The organism is Corynebacterium sp. HMSC05D08 (assembly GCF_001807215.1).
Taxonomy (GTDB): Bacteria; Actinomycetota; Actinomycetes; order Mycobacteriales; family Mycobacteriaceae; genus Corynebacterium; species Corynebacterium striatum.
This window is the reverse complement of record NZ_KV788340.1, coordinates 166,180-181,489: the sequence shown is the minus strand read 5'-3', so window position 1 is coordinate 181,489 and position 15,310 is coordinate 166,180. Positions and strand designations below refer to the sequence as shown.

12 protein-coding genes are annotated in these 15,310 nt (G+C 61.2%); all 12 read left to right on the top strand.

The genetic code is table 11. From position 1 onward, the window contains the following. The first annotated feature begins 22 nt into the window (after positions 1–22). The 12 genes from HMPREF3148_RS08450 to HMPREF3148_RS08395 all read left to right on the top strand — a co-directional run bounded on the left by HMPREF3148_RS08450 (position 23) and on the right by HMPREF3148_RS08395 (position 15,310). Positions 23–1,540, top strand: coding sequence for an alanine/glycine:cation symporter family protein (locus HMPREF3148_RS08450; protein ID WP_049152202.1), 1,518 nt, complete (start codon positions 23–25; stop codon positions 1,538–1,540). Then, entirely contained in the window at positions 1,541–1,819 is a 279-nt protein-coding gene (locus HMPREF3148_RS08445) for an acylphosphatase (RefSeq protein WP_005528834.1), read from the top strand. 28 nt (positions 1,820–1,847) lie between these two features. Then, the gene (gene smc / locus HMPREF3148_RS08440; RefSeq protein WP_049152203.1) at positions 1,848–5,390 is read left to right on the top strand and encodes a chromosome segregation protein SMC; all 3,543 of its coding nucleotides are present in this window, start codon (positions 1,848–1,850) and stop codon (positions 5,388–5,390) included. Positions 5,391–5,439: 49 nt separating this feature from the next. Beyond that, on the top strand, positions 5,440–7,038 hold the full coding sequence (gene ftsY, locus HMPREF3148_RS08435; RefSeq protein WP_070508997.1) for a signal recognition particle-docking protein FtsY: 1,599 nt from the start codon (positions 5,440–5,442) through the stop codon (positions 7,036–7,038). A 285-nt stretch (positions 7,039–7,323) separates the two neighbouring features. Next, positions 7,324–10,302 carry a DUF4040 family protein gene (locus HMPREF3148_RS08430; protein ID WP_049145651.1) on the top strand — a complete coding sequence of 993 codons (2,979 nt, stop codon included), beginning with the start codon at positions 7,324–7,326 and terminating at the stop codon, positions 10,300–10,302. Beyond that, complete coding sequence (locus HMPREF3148_RS08425; protein WP_005528840.1) at positions 10,302–10,745, top strand: cation:proton antiporter subunit C; 444 nt, start codon at positions 10,302–10,304, stop codon at positions 10,743–10,745. The genes HMPREF3148_RS08430 and HMPREF3148_RS08425 overlap by 1 nt, the downstream gene beginning before the upstream one ends. Then, the gene (locus HMPREF3148_RS08420; RefSeq protein WP_049151809.1) at positions 10,745–12,286 is read left to right on the top strand and encodes a monovalent cation/H+ antiporter subunit D family protein; all 1,542 of its coding nucleotides are present in this window, start codon (positions 10,745–10,747) and stop codon (positions 12,284–12,286) included. Before HMPREF3148_RS08425 ends, HMPREF3148_RS08420 begins: the two co-directional genes overlap by 1 nt. Continuing rightward, a complete protein-coding gene (locus tag HMPREF3148_RS08415; RefSeq protein WP_005528845.1) occupies positions 12,287–12,817 on the top strand; it encodes a monovalent cation/H+ antiporter subunit E in 531 nt (176 codons plus the stop codon). It begins immediately after the preceding gene. Then, positions 12,817–13,107 carry a hypothetical protein gene (locus HMPREF3148_RS08410; protein WP_005528847.1) on the top strand — a complete coding sequence of 97 codons (291 nt, stop codon included), beginning with the start codon at positions 12,817–12,819 and terminating at the stop codon, positions 13,105–13,107. The genes HMPREF3148_RS08415 and HMPREF3148_RS08410 overlap by 1 nt, the downstream gene beginning before the upstream one ends. A 2-nt stretch (positions 13,108–13,109) precedes the next feature. Then, entirely contained in the window at positions 13,110–13,478 is a 369-nt protein-coding gene (locus tag HMPREF3148_RS08405; protein WP_049062769.1) for a Na+/H+ antiporter subunit G, read from the top strand. 77 nt (positions 13,479–13,555) lie between these two features. After that, complete coding sequence (locus HMPREF3148_RS08400) at positions 13,556–14,968, top strand: ammonium transporter (protein WP_049062768.1); 1,413 nt, start codon at positions 13,556–13,558, stop codon at positions 14,966–14,968. A gap of 3 nt (positions 14,969–14,971) precedes the next feature. Beyond that, the gene (locus HMPREF3148_RS08395) at positions 14,972–15,310 is read left to right on the top strand and encodes a P-II family nitrogen regulator (RefSeq protein ID WP_005528853.1); all 339 of its coding nucleotides are present in this window, start codon (positions 14,972–14,974) and stop codon (positions 15,308–15,310) included.

Sequence of the window (15,310 nt, the reverse complement as noted above, 5' to 3'; positions counted from 1 at the left end):
TACATAGCGTTAAATATTCTCCATGGAATTTCTTGAGAACGCTGTAACAACGTTCAATGACTCGGTCTGGACCTATCTGATCCCGTGGATCTTGATCGCTGCCGGACTCTTTTTTGGTTTCCGTACCGTTTTGGTGCAAATCCGAATGGTGCCGGAAATGTTCAAGGCCGTGGTCGAGCGCCCGAAGGGCGTCGGTCGCGACGAAGACGAGGACTACGGCGGCATTTCTGCTTTTAAGGCCTTCACCATTTCGGCGGCGTCGCGCGTGGGCACCGGCAACGTGGCTGGTGTGGCCGTGGCCATCTCCGTTGGCGGCCCGGGTGCTGTCTTTTGGATGTGGATCATTGCGATTCTGGGTGGTGCGACTGCGTTTGTCGAGTCCACCCTGGCGCAGGTGTGGAAGGTCCGCGAGGGTTCCGCTTACCGCGGTGGCCCGGCCTACTACATGAAGCGCGGTCTAGGCTGGGGCCCGCTGGCTGCGATTTTCTCCGTGGCTATCGCGTTTACCTTCGGCTTTGTTTACAACGCTTTCCAGACCAACGCGATTGCTGACTCCATCGCGTTCTCCTTCGGCCGCGAGGACACCATGTTCCGCGCTATCGTCGGCCTGATTGTGGCTGCTGTGGCTGCACTCATCATCTTCGGTGGCGTGCAGCGCATCGCGAACATCACCCAGGTCATCGTTCCTTTTATGGCTATTGCTTATCTGCTCATCGGTGGCTTCGTGGTGATTATGAACTTCGACAAGGTGCCGGGCATGATTGGCGACATCATCGGCCACGCCCTCGGTTTCAAGGAGATCGCCGGTGCTGGTTTGGGTACCGCGATGATGAAGGGTATCCAGCGTGGTCTGTTCTCCAACGAGGCCGGTGAGGGTTCTGCTCCTAACGCAGCTGCTACCGCAACGGTGTCTCACCCGGTTAAGCAGGGCCTCGTGCAGACCTTGGGCGTCTACTTCGATACCTTGGTGGTCTGTTCCATCACGGCGTTCATTATTTTGCTCGGCCCGTCCATTGCTTATGGTGAGGAGGCTGAGGGGGTTTCCCTGACCCAGGCGGCTTTGGCTTCTGAGGTCGGTAACTGGGGCATTCACTTCGTGACCTTCATCCTCTTCTTCCTGGCTTTCTCTTCAATTCTCGGCAACTACTACTTGGCCGAGGCCAACGTTGAGTACCTGACCCGCAGCAAGGTTGTCCTCAACATCTTCCGCTTGGTCGTGCTTTTCTTCGTGTGGTTCGGTGCGGTCGGCTCCCTCCCGTTCGTCTTCGCACTGGCCGATACCGGCGCTGCGACGATGGTCTTCCTCAACATCCTGGCTATCGTTCCGCTCTCAGGCGTGGCCATCAAGCTGCTCAAGAACTACAACGAGCAGCGCCGTAAGGGCATCGATCCCGTCTTCCACCGCGACATGTTGCCGGAGCTCAAGAACGTTGAGTGCTGGGACGGCTCTGACCCAGTTACCCGCCGCAGTCCGGAGGACCGCCAGCGCCTGCAGCACCAGTACGACCTGGGCGACCACTCCAACTTGAGGGAGTACTAAATGGAGCGCATGACTGCGTTTGTCCACGGTTCGGTCCAGGGTGTGGGCTTCCGCTGGTGGACGCGTTCGCGCGCTTTGGAGCTAGGCCTTGCCGGCCATGCCACCAACTTGGCTGATGGCCGCGTGCAGGTGGTGGCGGAGGGCCCATGCGTCGACTGCAAGCGTTTGCTCGAGTTGCTGCGCGAGGAGCCTTCAACCACTCGCCGCCCGGGCGTGGTCACCACCGTGGTGGAGCAATGGTCGACGCCGCGGGGCGAAAGCGGATTCATCGAACGCTAGCGCCGTAGTAGTTGCTAAAATTTCACGAATGCACCTCAAATCGCTCACGCTCAAAGGCTTTAAGTCTTTTGCGTCTGCGACGAACCTAAAATTCGAGCCCGGTATCTGTGCCGTTGTGGGGCCCAATGGCTCGGGCAAGTCGAACGTCGTTGACGCCTTGGCGTGGGTAATGGGCGAAGGCAGCGCCAAGACCCTGCGCGGCGGCAAGATGCAGGACGTCATCTTCGCCGGAGCGGGCGACCGCAAGGCGCTGGGGCGCGCCGAGGTCACGCTGACCATCGATAACTCGGATGGCGCGCTGCCCATCGACTATTCTGAGGTCTCCGTTACCCGCCGCATGTTCCGCGACGGCGCCAGCGAATACGAAATCAACGGCTCTAAAGCCCGTTTGATGGACATTCAGGAGCTGCTATCTGATTCAGGCATCGGCCGCGAGATGCACATCATCGTCGGCCAGGGAAAGTTGGCGGAGATTCTTGAATCGCGCCCTGAGGACCGCCGCGCCTACATCGAAGAGGCCGCCGGCGTGCTCAAGCATCGCCGCCGCAAGGAGAAGGCGCAGCGCAAGCTTACCGGCATGCAGGCCAACTTGGATCGCCTCCAGGATCTTACCGACGAGCTGGGAAAACAACTCAAGCCGCTGGCGCGTCAAGCAGAGGCAGCCAAGCGCGCCGCCACGGTGCAAGCAGATCTGCGCGACGCGCGCCTGCGGATCGCCGGCGACCAAGTAGTCCAACTGCGCAAGAAGTTCGCCGACGCCAAGCACCAGGCTGCCATGCTGGCGGAGCAGGTCGCCGAAATCACCGAGCAGCTTGAGGAAGCCTCCGGCGTGCAGCTCGAAATCGAGGCTGAGCTCGGCGAGACCATCCCCAAAGCCGAGGCCGCTCAGAAGCTGTGGTTTGACCTTTCGACCCTTTCCGAGCGAATCTCCGCGACCCAGCGCATCGCCGCCGAGCGTGCCAGCAATGTCGGCGCGCAGGTCGCCTATGCAGGTCAAGACCCCGAGGAACTCGAGGCCCGCGCACTCCGCGCAGATGAGGAGCACGCGGAGCTGCTCATGGTCGCCGAGGAGGCCGCTGAGCGTCTCGAGGGCATCCGCGAGGAAGTCGCGGAGCGCCGCGCAGCCTTCGAAGAGGCCGAAAAAGAACACATGGCGCAGCTGCGAGCCATCGCGGACCGCAGAGAGGGCGTCGTCAGGCTCATCGCCGCTGAGGAGAACCTGGCAAGCCAGGTCACCGCAGCAGAAGAAGAGCTGCAGCGCCAGGAAGAGACCCTGCAGTTTACCAAATCTCGCACGCGCACGGCGCAGGCCGAGGCAGACGACGTCGCCGACAAACTCCGAGCGCTCAATGCTGAGCGCGAGCCTCTCGAAGAGGCGCACCTGCGCGCGGCCAGCGAGTCGAGCGCCGCCGACAAGCGTCTCGAGCAGCTACGCGACGGCCAACGCGAACGCGAGCGCGCCGTTTACACCCTGCGATCGCGTATCGATACCCTGGCGCAGACGGCCCCTGAGCACATCGACCTGGGCGAGGAATTCCAGCCGCTGGCAAACTTCATCTCCACCAAACACGAGACCGCCGTCGCGGCAGCATTGGGTGCCTTTGCTGAGGCCCAAGCCGGCGAGGTCACCGACAGCGTCGTTGAAAGCCTCAACAACGCCACGCGCACCCCGCTCATTGACATCGCCAGCAACGCTGCCGCACAGTGGCGCTTGGACTCCGACCTTCCCTCTACAGTCACGTGGTTGCTCGACGAAGTGGTGCTGGTGCCGGAGGTGCAGGCTGCGGTCACACGCCTGCTTTCCGACGTCGTCCTGGTCCCGGATCTCTCCGTCGCCCGCGAGGTGGTGCGCGAGGACCCGCGCCTGCGCGCCGTGACCCCGGAAGGCCTGCTGGTGGGCGAGGGCTGGGTCGAGGCCGGCACCGGCGCTTCCTCCACGGTAGAGGTCTCAGCCCGCATCGCAGAGGCTGAGTCCCAGCTGGAGTCCGCGACGCAGGAGCTCGCGGAGCTCTCCGGCACGTTGGAAGGCGCCAAGATTGCAGCTGACGAAGCCCGCGTTGCCGCGGCGTCGGCTAAAGCTGCTCTCCGCGAGCACGACACTGAGGTCGAGGCCTGGCGCCGCGACCACCAGCGTCTTATCAAGCAGCACGAGGTCAACAAAGCCGAGCACAAGAAGGCCGCCGCGCGCGCAACCGACATCGAGGTCAAACTCGCGGAGCTGCGCGAGCAACTTGCCGAAGCTCGGGATCGCCTTGCGCGCGTCGACGATGACGAGCACGACAACGAGCCTTCCTCCGTCGAGCGTGACTCCGCGTCGAGGATACTCGAGCAGGTCAAAGCGATGGAGATGGAAGCTCAGCTCGCGGCCCGCACCGCCCAGGATAGGGTGGGCCAGGCTGCGGGCAAGGGGGACGCGCTGCGTCGCCAAGCAGAGCATGAACGTCAGGCAAAAGCTCGCCATGAGCAGGCGATGGCGCGTCGCAAAGCGCAAGCTGCCCTGGCTGCCGCGGTGTCCAAGCATGCCCAGGACCTGGCTACCCGCACGGCCCATGCCTTGGAGCGTGCCACCGCCGAGCGCGATGACTTGGTCAACCAGCGCAACGTCTTGAACGCCCGCTTGCAGTCCGCGAAGCAGCACGTCTCTGCCACCCGCCAGCAGCTCGACCGCCTGACCTCCAATGCGCATGACTCGGAGATTGCGCGTTCCCAGGCGCAGGTGCGTGCCGATGAGGCGGAAGCGAAGATTGTAGAACAGCTGGGGATCGCCATCCCGGACCTGCTCAAGGACTACACCCCGGGCGAGGACTTCGACCGCGGCGCCGAGACCGCGCGCCTGAAACAGGCGGAGAAGGACCTCAACTCGTTGGGCAAGGTCAACCCGTTGGCGCTGGAGGAGTACAAGGCGTTGGAGGAGCGTTACTCCTTCTTGTCGACGCAGCTTGACGACGTCATCCAAGCCCGCAAGGATCTCTCGGAGGTTATTGAGGATGTCGATAAGCAGATACTGCAGCTGTTCACTGATGCCTGGAAAGACGTGGAAGCGGAGTTCCCGAAGGTCTTCCAGACGCTGTTCCCAGGCGGTGAGGGACGCCTGATTTTGACGGAGCCGGACGACATGCTGGCTACCGGCATTGAGGTGGAAGCGCGTCCGCCGGGCAAGAAGGTCAAGCGTCTGTCTTTGCTCTCTGGTGGTGAGAAGTCCTTGACGGCGTTGGCGATGCTGGTGGCGATTTTCCGCGCGCGACCGAGCCCGTTCTACGTGATGGATGAGGTTGAAGCCGCGCTTGACGACGTCAACCTCCGACGCCTCATCGCCCTCTTCGAGGAGCTGCGCAAGGACTCGCAGCTGATTGTGATCACGCACCAGAAGCCGACGATGGACGTGGCTAACGTCTTGTACGGCGTGACTATGCGCGGCGACGGTGTCACGCGCGTGATTTCCCAGCGCATGAGTCCAGCTGGCGCTGCGCCGGGAACTGACGCTGCGGCCCAGGACGCGACCCGCCTGGGCGTCGATGCGCCGCGCGGAGCTGCCGCTGTTGACGGCACAGGAGATACTGACGGCAATTAATGTACGGCAAGTGGTGCCCGATGGGGTTAAGCCTGGCACTATAGAGGACATGAATACTATCTCGTGGATTCTTATTGCCGTAGCTGTCATTGTGGTGCTGGCGATCGTGCTGATCGTTGTTGGTAAGAAGCGTGGTGATTCGAAGAAGGTTTCCTTCGAAAAGCCCGCCGAGGAAGCACCAAAGCAGCTGACCCAGGAGCAGAAGTCTGGCAACTACCAGGCTAAATCCGGTTTTAACTTCGCTCCGGCCGGTAGCGATGCCGACAAGCAGCCAGAAAAGGTTCCTGCTGCTCAGCCTGCAGCCAAGCCTGAGGCAAAGCCTGCAGAGGCGTCAGCCGAGCCAAGCGATACCCGCGATGCAACCGAGCTCGCCAATGCCCAGCTCGCAGACGAGGACGTTGAGGCTCCTGTAGCCGAGCCAACCACTGAGCCGGCAGCTGAGTCGGTTGAGCCAGAGGCTGTTGAGCCAGAGGCTGAGGAGACTCCAGAGGTTGACTCCACCGATACCGTCGAAGAGGACACGGTTTCAGTCGAACCTGTGGCGGAAGATGAGCCAGTCGCGCAAGACGTGCCAGACCTTCCAGAGGCTGAGGAAGCGGCTGTCGCTGCGGAAGCGCAGACTGCGGGCGCTGAGGCCGCGCTTGATGCTGAGCCGGAGGATCTGCAGGTCTCCGAGGACGCTGAAGTTATTCCAGCGCCGTCCGAACCAGATGCTGACATCGAGCCGGCAGGCGGCCGTTTGGGCCGCCTGCGTGGCCGCCTGTCCCGGTCCCAGAACGCTATTGGTCAGGGCCTCTTGGGCATCCTGTCTGCAGGCGACCTCGACGAGGACGCCTGGGAAGAAATCGAAGACACCCTCATCATGGCAGACTTGGGCACCAAGTCCACGCTGAAGGTCACCGAGTCCCTGCGCGACAAGATCGCTGAGCGCGGCGTGTCCAGCGAGGAAGAAGCACGCGCGATGCTGCGTGAGTCCCTCATCGAGGCCGGCCACCCAGAGATGGACCGCTCTATCAAGGCCATGCCAAACGAGGGCAAGCCGGCCGTCATCATGGTCGTCGGCGTCAACGGCACCGGCAAGACCACGACCACAGGCAAGCTGGCTCGCGTTCTCGTCGCCATGGGCCACAAGGTGTTGCTGGGCGCGGCCGATACCTTCCGCGCTGCTGCCGCCGATCAGCTGGAGACCTGGGGGCGCCGCGTCGGCGCCACGACCGTTCGCGGCAAGGAAGGCGCTGACCCCGCATCCGTTGCTTTCGATGCCGTGGAAGCCGGCGTCGACCAGGGCGTCGACGTGGTACTCGTCGACACCGCCGGTCGTCTGCACACCTCCGTCGACCTGATGGATCAGCTGGGTAAGGTCAAGCGCGTCGTCGAAAAGAAGGCCGAAGTAGACGAGGTGCTGCTGGTGCTCGACGCTACCGTCGGCCAGAACGGCCTGACCCAGGCTCGCATCTTCCGCGAGGTCGTGGACATCACCGGTGTTGTCCTCACCAAGCTTGATGGCACGGCCAAGGGTGGCATTGTTTTCCAAGTTCAGGAGGAACTCGGTGTGCCGGTCAAGTTGGTTGGCCTTGGCGAGGGTGCCGATGACCTGGCTCCATTCGAAGTCGAGGGCTTTGTCGACGCCCTGCTAGGGGAGAAGTAGTAGCGTCGTTGCGCTAATGCGTGAAAAGCCGCCGGGAAAACCCGGCGGCTTTTTCTGTACCTATTTCGCTTCTAATATCGAGTAGCCGTTAGAATTTTGGGAAAGGGGGCGTCGAAAAGCGCAGCTCCTGCGGTGTTTTTCTGGCTACCTAAGACGTTCCAGCGTCACCTTAGGCACAGAAATAATGTGCTTTGACCTAAACCACAATGGTACGGTGGATACGTCTTATTTTTGCACGCTCAAAGTTATAAATCTCTAAACAATGGTTCGTGAGGCTCATCTTTCGTGACACTTCTTTATGTTGTCCTCCTCGCAGCTTTGGCAGTGGTTCTTGCCCCGGTGACCGTCCGGGTCGCCGATCGCGCCGCCGGCTATCCGCTAGCCGGCATTTTTGTTGTGGCGGCAGTTCTCCTTGCCAAAGAATTCGGAACTCTATCCGAGGGCAAAGAAATTTCCTTTAGCCGCACCTGGGTTCGCGATGTCGTGGACTTAGGTATCGACGTCAATTTCGCCCTCCGCGGCGATGCCCTCGGCGTTTTCTTCGCCATGCTGGCACTCGTTATCGGTGCGGTGGTATTTACCTATTCGGCGGCCTACCTTCCTGCGGGCAAAGGCAACGTCAGCTTCTATACGCTGATGACTGCCTTTACAATGTCCATTCTGCTGCTAGCTCTGGCGAACGACGTCATTTTGCTGTTCCTCGCCTGGGAGCTGGTGTCCTTGGCGTCGTTTATGCTCATTGCTCGCTCCGGCAAGGCAGGTGAGGCAGGCTCGCAGCGCACCTTGATTCTTACCTTCATCGGCGGCCTGACCCTGCTTGCTGCCGTGGCGATTGCCGCGACCGCGGCGGGAACCACGAATCTGGAGGAGATCCTTGCCTCCGGCGTGTGGGCACAGCGCCCTGGTCTAACTGCCGGTGTTGCCGTCCTGATTGCGTGCTCGGCGTTTACCAAGGCAGCGCAGTTCCCCTTCCACTTCTGGCTTCCCGAAGCCATGGCAGCTGCGACCCCGGTCTCGGCCTTCCTGCACGCGGCCGCAGTGGTTAAGGCGGGCGTTTACCTGCTTATTCGTTTCTCCACTATCTTCCATGACGTGGCGGTATGGAACTGGTTGCTGATCGTGGTCGGCATGGGCACCGCGGTGATGTCCGCGGTCTTTGCCGTGCAGAAGACGGACCTGAAGAAGCTCACCGCTTATTCCACGGTCTCGCACTTGGGCTGGATTGTGGCCACCATCGGCGTTGGAACGCCATTCGCTATCACCGCGGCCCTCGTGCACACGCTGGCTCACGCGCTGTTTAAGTCCTCTATCTTTATGCTGATCGGTGTAGTCGACCACGAGGCCGGCTCCCGCGACATCCGCCGTCTGGGCGTGTTGTGGAACAAGATGCCATTCACGTTTGCCTCGATGGCTATCGGCGCGGCGTCGATGGCCGCAGTTCCGCCGCTTCTGGGCTTTGTCTCGAAGGAAGGCATGCTGACTGCCTTTGAAGAGGCTCCAATCGGTGGGGCGGGGCAGGTCATCTTGCTGCTCGTCGCCGCGATTGGCGCGTTCTTTACCTTCACGTATTCCGCGAAGATTGTCTTCGGCGCCTTTTTCGACGGCCCGCGCAACATGTCCAAGGTCCACGAGGCGCCTGTTCGCCTGTGGCTTCCGGCTGCGCTGCCGGGCTTTATGTCCCTGCCGCTGGTGTTCTTCCTGGGCGCCTTCGACAAGCCTTTGGACTTGATGGCCGGTTCTGTCGGTCTGCATTCCCACGCACACCTGGCTTTGTGGCACGGCATTAATGTTCCGCTGATCATCTCCACTGTGGTCCTACTCGCGGGTATCGCGGGAGTCTTCGTGCGCAAGCAGCTGTGGGCCGCGTTTGAGGGCACCAAGCTGGTGCCGCGCACCGGTAACGAAATGCTCAACCTCGTGCAGAAGTGGGCCACCTCCATCGGCCGCTTTGTAGGCCGCATGTCGGATACTCACAACCCTTCGCGCCTCATGCTTCCGATCGTCTTGCTGCTCATCATCTTGGCGGCCGCGGGGCTCATCAGCGAGGGCGTCGACGGCGTCGCTCTGGCGCCCCGCGTCGATGGCCTGGACAACCCTTGGGATCTGCTGCCGCTCTCCATCGTGGCGCTGTCCATGATTGGCCTCGTCCGCACCCGCAACCGTCTTACGGGTGCTGTGATGATCGGCATTGCCGGTACCGGCGTGACCCTGCAGATGTTCCTGCTGGGCGCGCCCGACGTCGCCCTCACACAGTTCACCGTTGAGGCACTGTCGGTCATCGTCATGATGATGGTCCTGCGCTACCTGCCGGAGAAGTTCCACCCAGTGCAGGACACCTCGCGTAAGGCTGGCTCGGTTGTGATCGCAGTCTTCGCTGGTGTCGCCGCATTCCTCGGCGTTTGGGGCCTGATGGGTCGCCACGAGCGCTCGGACCTTGCCCTGTGGTACTTGAACAACGCTCCGGATATCACCGGCGGCGACAACGTCGTGGCCACCATCATCGTTGAGTTCCGTGCACTCGATACCTTGGGTGAGCTTTCGGTTCTGGGTATGGCCGCAGTGGTTATCGCAGCGGTCACTTCGACGCTGCCGCGTTTCCCGTTCACCTCGGGTACTCGTCCAGCGCCGTTTGGACAGTCCCAGCTCAACTCCGTTCCGCTGCGCAAGGGCATCGCGATTGTTATCCCGATTCTGGTCATCATGTCCGTGGTTGTGTTCTACCGCGGCCACCAGACCTCGGGCGGTGGCTTCCCGGCGGCGCTGATTATGGGCGCGGCTATCGGCTTAACCTATCTCTCGCGCGGTTCGGACGAGATTGTCTTCGGTCGCATGACCCCGATTCACCTGACAGGCATCGGCATCATCGTTGCGCTGACAGCCGGTTTCATCGGTTACATTCCGCATCACGGCGAGCCGGGCGGCTTCCTCACCGCCATCCACGGCCATGCTCTGGGGCAACACTGGACCACGTCGCTCATCTTCGACCTTGGTATCTACCTGGCAGTGCTGGGTATGCTCACCATGGCCATCAACGCTTTGGGTGGCTACCTGCGCCCAGGTACTGAACGTGACTACCTGCCGTGGGTCCACGACGACGATTCCGCGTTGCCTACGACCCCACGCGTGGTGCTTGACGACGTCGATGATCCTTACCCCGAGCCCATCAATCCCTCGAGCAACCCCTTGGCGCTGCTCAACAAATCGGAAGCTCGAACCAAGAAGGAATCCCCTCGCTCTATTCGAAAGAGGGGCGAGGATAACTAATGATTCTTGCACTGACTATTGCTCTGCTCATCGGCTCTGCTGTCTATCTCATTCAGCAGCGTGGCCTGGTCCACATCGTGTTGGGCATGATGGCCTTCGGTCACGGCGCGAACCTGACTCTTCTGGCAACGGGTGTGTACTCCTACCGCGGTGAGTCCTTCCCATCGCAAGTACCAGCTGACCAGATGGCGGATCCGCTGCCGCAGGCCTTCGTGCTGACCGCCGTGGTTATTTCCATGGCGACCTCGACGATTTTGCTCACCATGGCCGCTATGGGCGCCAACGATGACACGGACATCGTGGAGCCGGTTGATGACAACACCATTGACCACGCGTTCTCCACGCTGGGTCGTGATTCTAAGAATCGAGAAATTTTGCAGCGTTCTGCCAACAAGATGGATCGCCTGAAGGAACTTGACCAAGCCGAGGAGGGGGAGAAGTAATGGCTGAACTCGTCAGTGCACTGTTGCCGCTGTTCCCAGCGGTGCCCCTCGTCGCTGCGGCGTTGGCTTTGCTCGCGCCGTGGCGCGGCGTGCGCGATTCCATCATGCTTGTCATCCCCGGCGTGGGTATTTTCGCGGGCTTCGCGTTGCTGTTATACACCATGAACAATGGCGTTGTGGCGCACGCGGTTGGTTTGTATCCAGGCAACGCCGGTATCGCGTTTGCTGCGGATACCTTCTCCGCCTTGATGATCGTTACCACGATGATCGTGGCCTTCGGTGCCAACTGGTTCGCCATCGTGGGCGGCGAGACCAAGTCACGCTATTACGCGTCGCTGACCCTCATCCTAGTCACCGGCGTGTGTGGCGCCTTGCTGACTGCGGACCTCTTCAACTTCTTCGTGTTTATCGAGGTCATGCTGTTGCCGTCTTATGGCCTGATCACCATGTCGGGTACGTGGTCTCGCCTTGCTGCGGGCCGTGCGTTCGTGTTGGTCAATCTCTTTGCATCCACTTTGCTGGTGGTCGGCGTCGGCTACATTTACTCGGTTACGGGCGTGGTGAACCTCGCAGCCCTCGAGGGCGCGGCCGCGGGTAACGGACCAGTGACCGTCGCTTCCGGCATCGTGGTCATTGCCATCGCGGCGAAGGCCGGCGTGTTCCCCGTACAGTCTTGGCTGCCACGCACGTACCCCGGAACCTCCGCCGCTGTCATGGGCTTGTTCTCGGGCCTGCACACTAAGGTCGCGGTCTACATGCTCTACCGCCTCTGGGTCCACCTCTTTGACATGGACCAGCGCTGGGGCACCCTCATCATCGTGGTCATGATTGTCTCCATGATCATCGGCGCCTTCGGCGGTATGGCAGAGAACTCGATCCGCCGCGTGCTGGGCTACCAAATGCTCAACGGCATGCCGTTCATCCTCGTGATGATGGCATTTACCACCCACGACCCGCAGCGCGCTCTGGGCGCGGGCATCCTGTACACCATCCACCACATGCTCACCGTGGGCTCGTTGATTCTGGCCTCGGGTGCCATCGAGGAGACCTACGGCACGGGCCTGCTCTCCAAGCTGTCGGGCCTGGCTCGCCGCGACCCGATCATCGCCTGGATTTTCGCAGCCGGTGCCTTTTCCGTGGTGGGCTTCCCGCCATTTTCCGGTATGTGGGGCAAGGTCCTCATCGTCGTCGAGATTGCGCGCACCGGTGACCTATGGGCATGGATTGTCATCGCCGTCATCATCATTGCATCCTTCGCCGCCTTCCTGTCGATGCTGCGCGTGTGGCGCGAGGTCTTCTGGGGCAAGGATCTGCCGAAGGAAAAGGTCCCCGCTGAGCTCATCATCCGCAAGAAGCTGATGGCGCCGTCGGCTGCGCTCATCATGGGCTCGCTCACCATGTTTATTTTGGCGGGCCCAGTCATCGACGTCACGATGCACGCCGCCGAGGACCTGCTCGACACCGAGGCCTACACTCAAGCCGTGCTTGGCGACGCCCCCGTTGCCCTGCCGGACATCGACTCCATCCAGGGAGGTCGCTAAATGAAACTCTTCTTCCACTCCTGCGTGTATGCGCTGTGGCTGGTGAAGGAAATCTTCGTCGCTGGCTTTGGGCTGGCGGCTGAGTCCTTCAAGCCAAAGAACAACTACCACCCAGTCGTCGTACGCTACCCGCTGCGCGTGACGGGCGCGTGGGAAATCTTCTGGTTTACATCCTCCATTACCGCTACCCCTGGCACGCTATCGCTGGGCCTGCGCGAGCCGGTGGCCGAGGGCTTGCCGCGCATTGTGCTCGTCCAAGCCGTCATGGGCGACGATCCAGTTGAGATCATGGAATCCTTGGCCGACATGGAAGAGCGCCTCGCGCCGCACGTTAAAGAGCTGGACTACGGCGTTCCCGGCCAGAGTGACACCAAGGTACTCGACCCGGCTTTCTACGAGTACCCACTCGAGACGCTCGGTCGCCACATGCGCGCGCCGGACATTGCGCAGGTTGAGGACACTCCGCTTCCTGCCGACGAGACTGAGAAGTATTCCGTGTGGCCATTGCGCCCTGAAAGGAAAGGCGAATAATGCTGGATTTCGCGCATTTTAGTGCTTTCGAATGGGTCATTTTCGTCTGCATCTTCATCATGGGCGGCGCCCTTGCTTCCGCGTTGCTTCTAGCTCTGCGCTCCCGCGACGAGCTGACCCGCACGGTCATGTCAGACATGGCCTTCTACGGCATGCTTTGCATGTACATCACGTGGACGTTCACGAACCACGCGTCGATTCTCTACGACATCGCCATGCTGGCGGCAATCGCGGCCGGCGTGCTCCCGACGCTGTCAATGGCGCGCATCATCTCGAAGGGACGTCGATAAGCATGGCGATTTATGAGATTGTCGCATCCATCCTGCTCATCGTGGCCACCATCCTCGTGGTCGCCACCGCAATTGCACTCTGGCGCGCTCCTGACGCCTTGACCCGAGTCAATCTGCTTGGGCCCACCGTCGGTCTGGCTGTGCCGCTTTTGCTCGTGGCGAAACTCATCGTGGACTTCTCGGAAAACGGCTTTTCGCTGTGGTCGCTGGTGCGCGTGCTCATCGCGTGCTTCGGTGTCTGGATTATCGGCTCCGTGGGCTCGTTCTACATGGGCCGTTCGATTTATGGAGTCACCGTCACGGACGTGAAGTACGCACGCCGTGTCCATAAAGAACTGCGCACTGTCGAGGCCGACGAAGACGAGTTCTAACTGACCTCTTGCCTTTTCTATAGATCGACAGGTAACCGCATTTGGGTATCTATCGATCTATAGAAAAGGTGTGGAAGATGACGACAGATCAAGTAATTGCCGCTTCCGGCAACTCCTCGTGGATGCTGGTCAGTGCCTCCCTGGTTCTCCTTATGACCCCAGGCTTGGCGCTCTTCTACGGCGGAATGTCGGGGCGTCGCCAAGTGCTCAACATGATGATGATGTCTTTCGGAGTCATGGCCGTGGTCCCCGTCATCTACGTCTTGTGGGGCTGGTCCATGTCCTACGGCTCCCAGTCCGTCGCTGGACTCTTCGGCAGCCCTTTCCAATTCTTCGGTCTCAGCGGCCAAATCGTAGACGACGCGGGCAACTACGTCGAGGGCGCCTCTGGCTACCCGAACGTCATCGACATTGCCTTCCAAGTCACCTTCACCATCATCTCCACCGCTCTCATCTCTGGCGCGCTGGCTGGCCGTGTGAAGTTCTCCGCGTGGCTCTTGTTTGCTGGCCTGTGGACCACCATCGTCTACTTCCCGCTGGCACACATGGTCTGGGGCGGCGGCATCCTGTCCCACGCCGAGGCTTCCGTTTCCTCGTGGATCTTCGGCACCACCGACGGTCGAGCCACCGTTGCGCCGATTGACTTCGCAGGCGGCACCGTGGTCCATATCTCCGCTGGCACGGCTGCATTGGTCCTAGCGCTGGTCGTCGGCAAGCGTGCGGGCTTCCCAGGCAAGCTCGCGCGTCCGCACAGCCTGCCCATGGTGATGCTCGGCGCCGCGCTCCTGTGGTTCGGATGGTTCGGCTTCAACGGTGGATCCGCCTTCGCCGCTGACGGTGTGGCGGGCCTGGCGTGGCTCAACACCACCGTGGCCGCCGCGGCCGCGATGCTCGGTTGGATGGCTACGGAAGCAGTTCGCTACAAAGCCGCCACCTCTCTCGGTGCGGCGTCGGGCGTCGTCGCCGGGCTCGTGGCCATCACTCCGGCCGCTGGAGCGCTGACCCCATTGACCTCGATTTTCCTCGGTGCTGTCGGCGGAGTCCCAGCGTGCCTCGGCGTGAGCCTGAAATACAAGTTTGGCTACGACGACTCCCTCGACGTTGTCGGCGTGCACCTCATTGCTGGCCTGTGGGGAACCGTAGGCTTGGCGCTGGTTGCTGACGGATCTGGCGTCTTTACCGGCGACGTCGTCTACGGCCTCAAGTTGTTGGCTGTCCAGGCTGTCATCGCGGTGGTAGCCATGGCTGTCTCTGCTATTGGCACCTATCTCATTGCCTTGCTTATCAAGACGACCATTGGTTGGCGAATTGATGCAGAAGACGAGTCTGGCGGAATCGATGTTGCGCAGCACCGTGAGTCCGCTTATGACCTAAGCAGTGGTGCTGACTCCTCCCGTGGGCGCATGGGCGCTACTATTAACGGGCAGGGAAACACTTCCACGTTGGGCACTGCGCCCGTTATCCCGCCGCGTACCGAAGTCAAGGAGTAAGACATGAAACTCATTACCGCTGTTGTTAAGCCTTTTACGCTGCCCGATATCCGTGAAGCACTGGAGCAGCTCGAGGTTCATGGCCTTACCGTTACCGAGACCCAGGGCTTTGGCCAGCAGCGCGGCCACAGCGAGGTCTACCGTGGCGCCGAATACGCTACCGACTTCGTTCCGAAGGTCAAGCTGGAGATCGTGGTCTCCGATGAGTCCGTCGACGAGATTATTAACGCCGTCGTGGAGGCCGCCTACACCGGCAAGATTGGCGACGGCAAGATCTGGGTAACCCCAGTCGAGGACGTCATCCGAGTCCGTACCGGCGAGCGCGGCGAAGCTGCTGTTTAA

What these genes read in the sequence shown, in the direction of transcription:
- HMPREF3148_RS08450 (WP_049152202.1), top strand. Translation starts at nt 23, where the DNA reads ATGGAATTTCTTGAGAACGCTGTAACAACGTTCAATGACTCGGTCTGG.
- HMPREF3148_RS08445 (WP_005528834.1), top strand. Translation starts at nt 1,541, where the DNA reads ATGGAGCGCATGACTGCGTTTGTCCACGGTTCGGTCCAGGGTGTGGGC.
- smc (WP_049152203.1), top strand. Translation starts at nt 1,848, where the DNA reads ATGCACCTCAAATCGCTCACGCTCAAAGGCTTTAAGTCTTTTGCGTCT.
- ftsY (WP_070508997.1), top strand. Translation starts at nt 5,440, where the DNA reads ATGAATACTATCTCGTGGATTCTTATTGCCGTAGCTGTCATTGTGGTG.
- HMPREF3148_RS08425 (WP_005528840.1), top strand. Translation starts at nt 10,302, where the DNA reads ATGATTCTTGCACTGACTATTGCTCTGCTCATCGGCTCTGCTGTCTAT.
- HMPREF3148_RS08420 (WP_049151809.1), top strand. Translation starts at nt 10,745, where the DNA reads ATGGCTGAACTCGTCAGTGCACTGTTGCCGCTGTTCCCAGCGGTGCCC.
- HMPREF3148_RS08415 (WP_005528845.1), top strand. Translation starts at nt 12,287, where the DNA reads ATGAAACTCTTCTTCCACTCCTGCGTGTATGCGCTGTGGCTGGTGAAG.
- HMPREF3148_RS08410 (WP_005528847.1), top strand. Translation starts at nt 12,817, where the DNA reads ATGCTGGATTTCGCGCATTTTAGTGCTTTCGAATGGGTCATTTTCGTC.
- HMPREF3148_RS08405 (WP_049062769.1), top strand. Translation starts at nt 13,110, where the DNA reads ATGGCGATTTATGAGATTGTCGCATCCATCCTGCTCATCGTGGCCACC.
- HMPREF3148_RS08400 (WP_049062768.1), top strand. Translation starts at nt 13,556, where the DNA reads ATGACGACAGATCAAGTAATTGCCGCTTCCGGCAACTCCTCGTGGATG.
- HMPREF3148_RS08395 (WP_005528853.1), top strand. Translation starts at nt 14,972, where the DNA reads ATGAAACTCATTACCGCTGTTGTTAAGCCTTTTACGCTGCCCGATATC.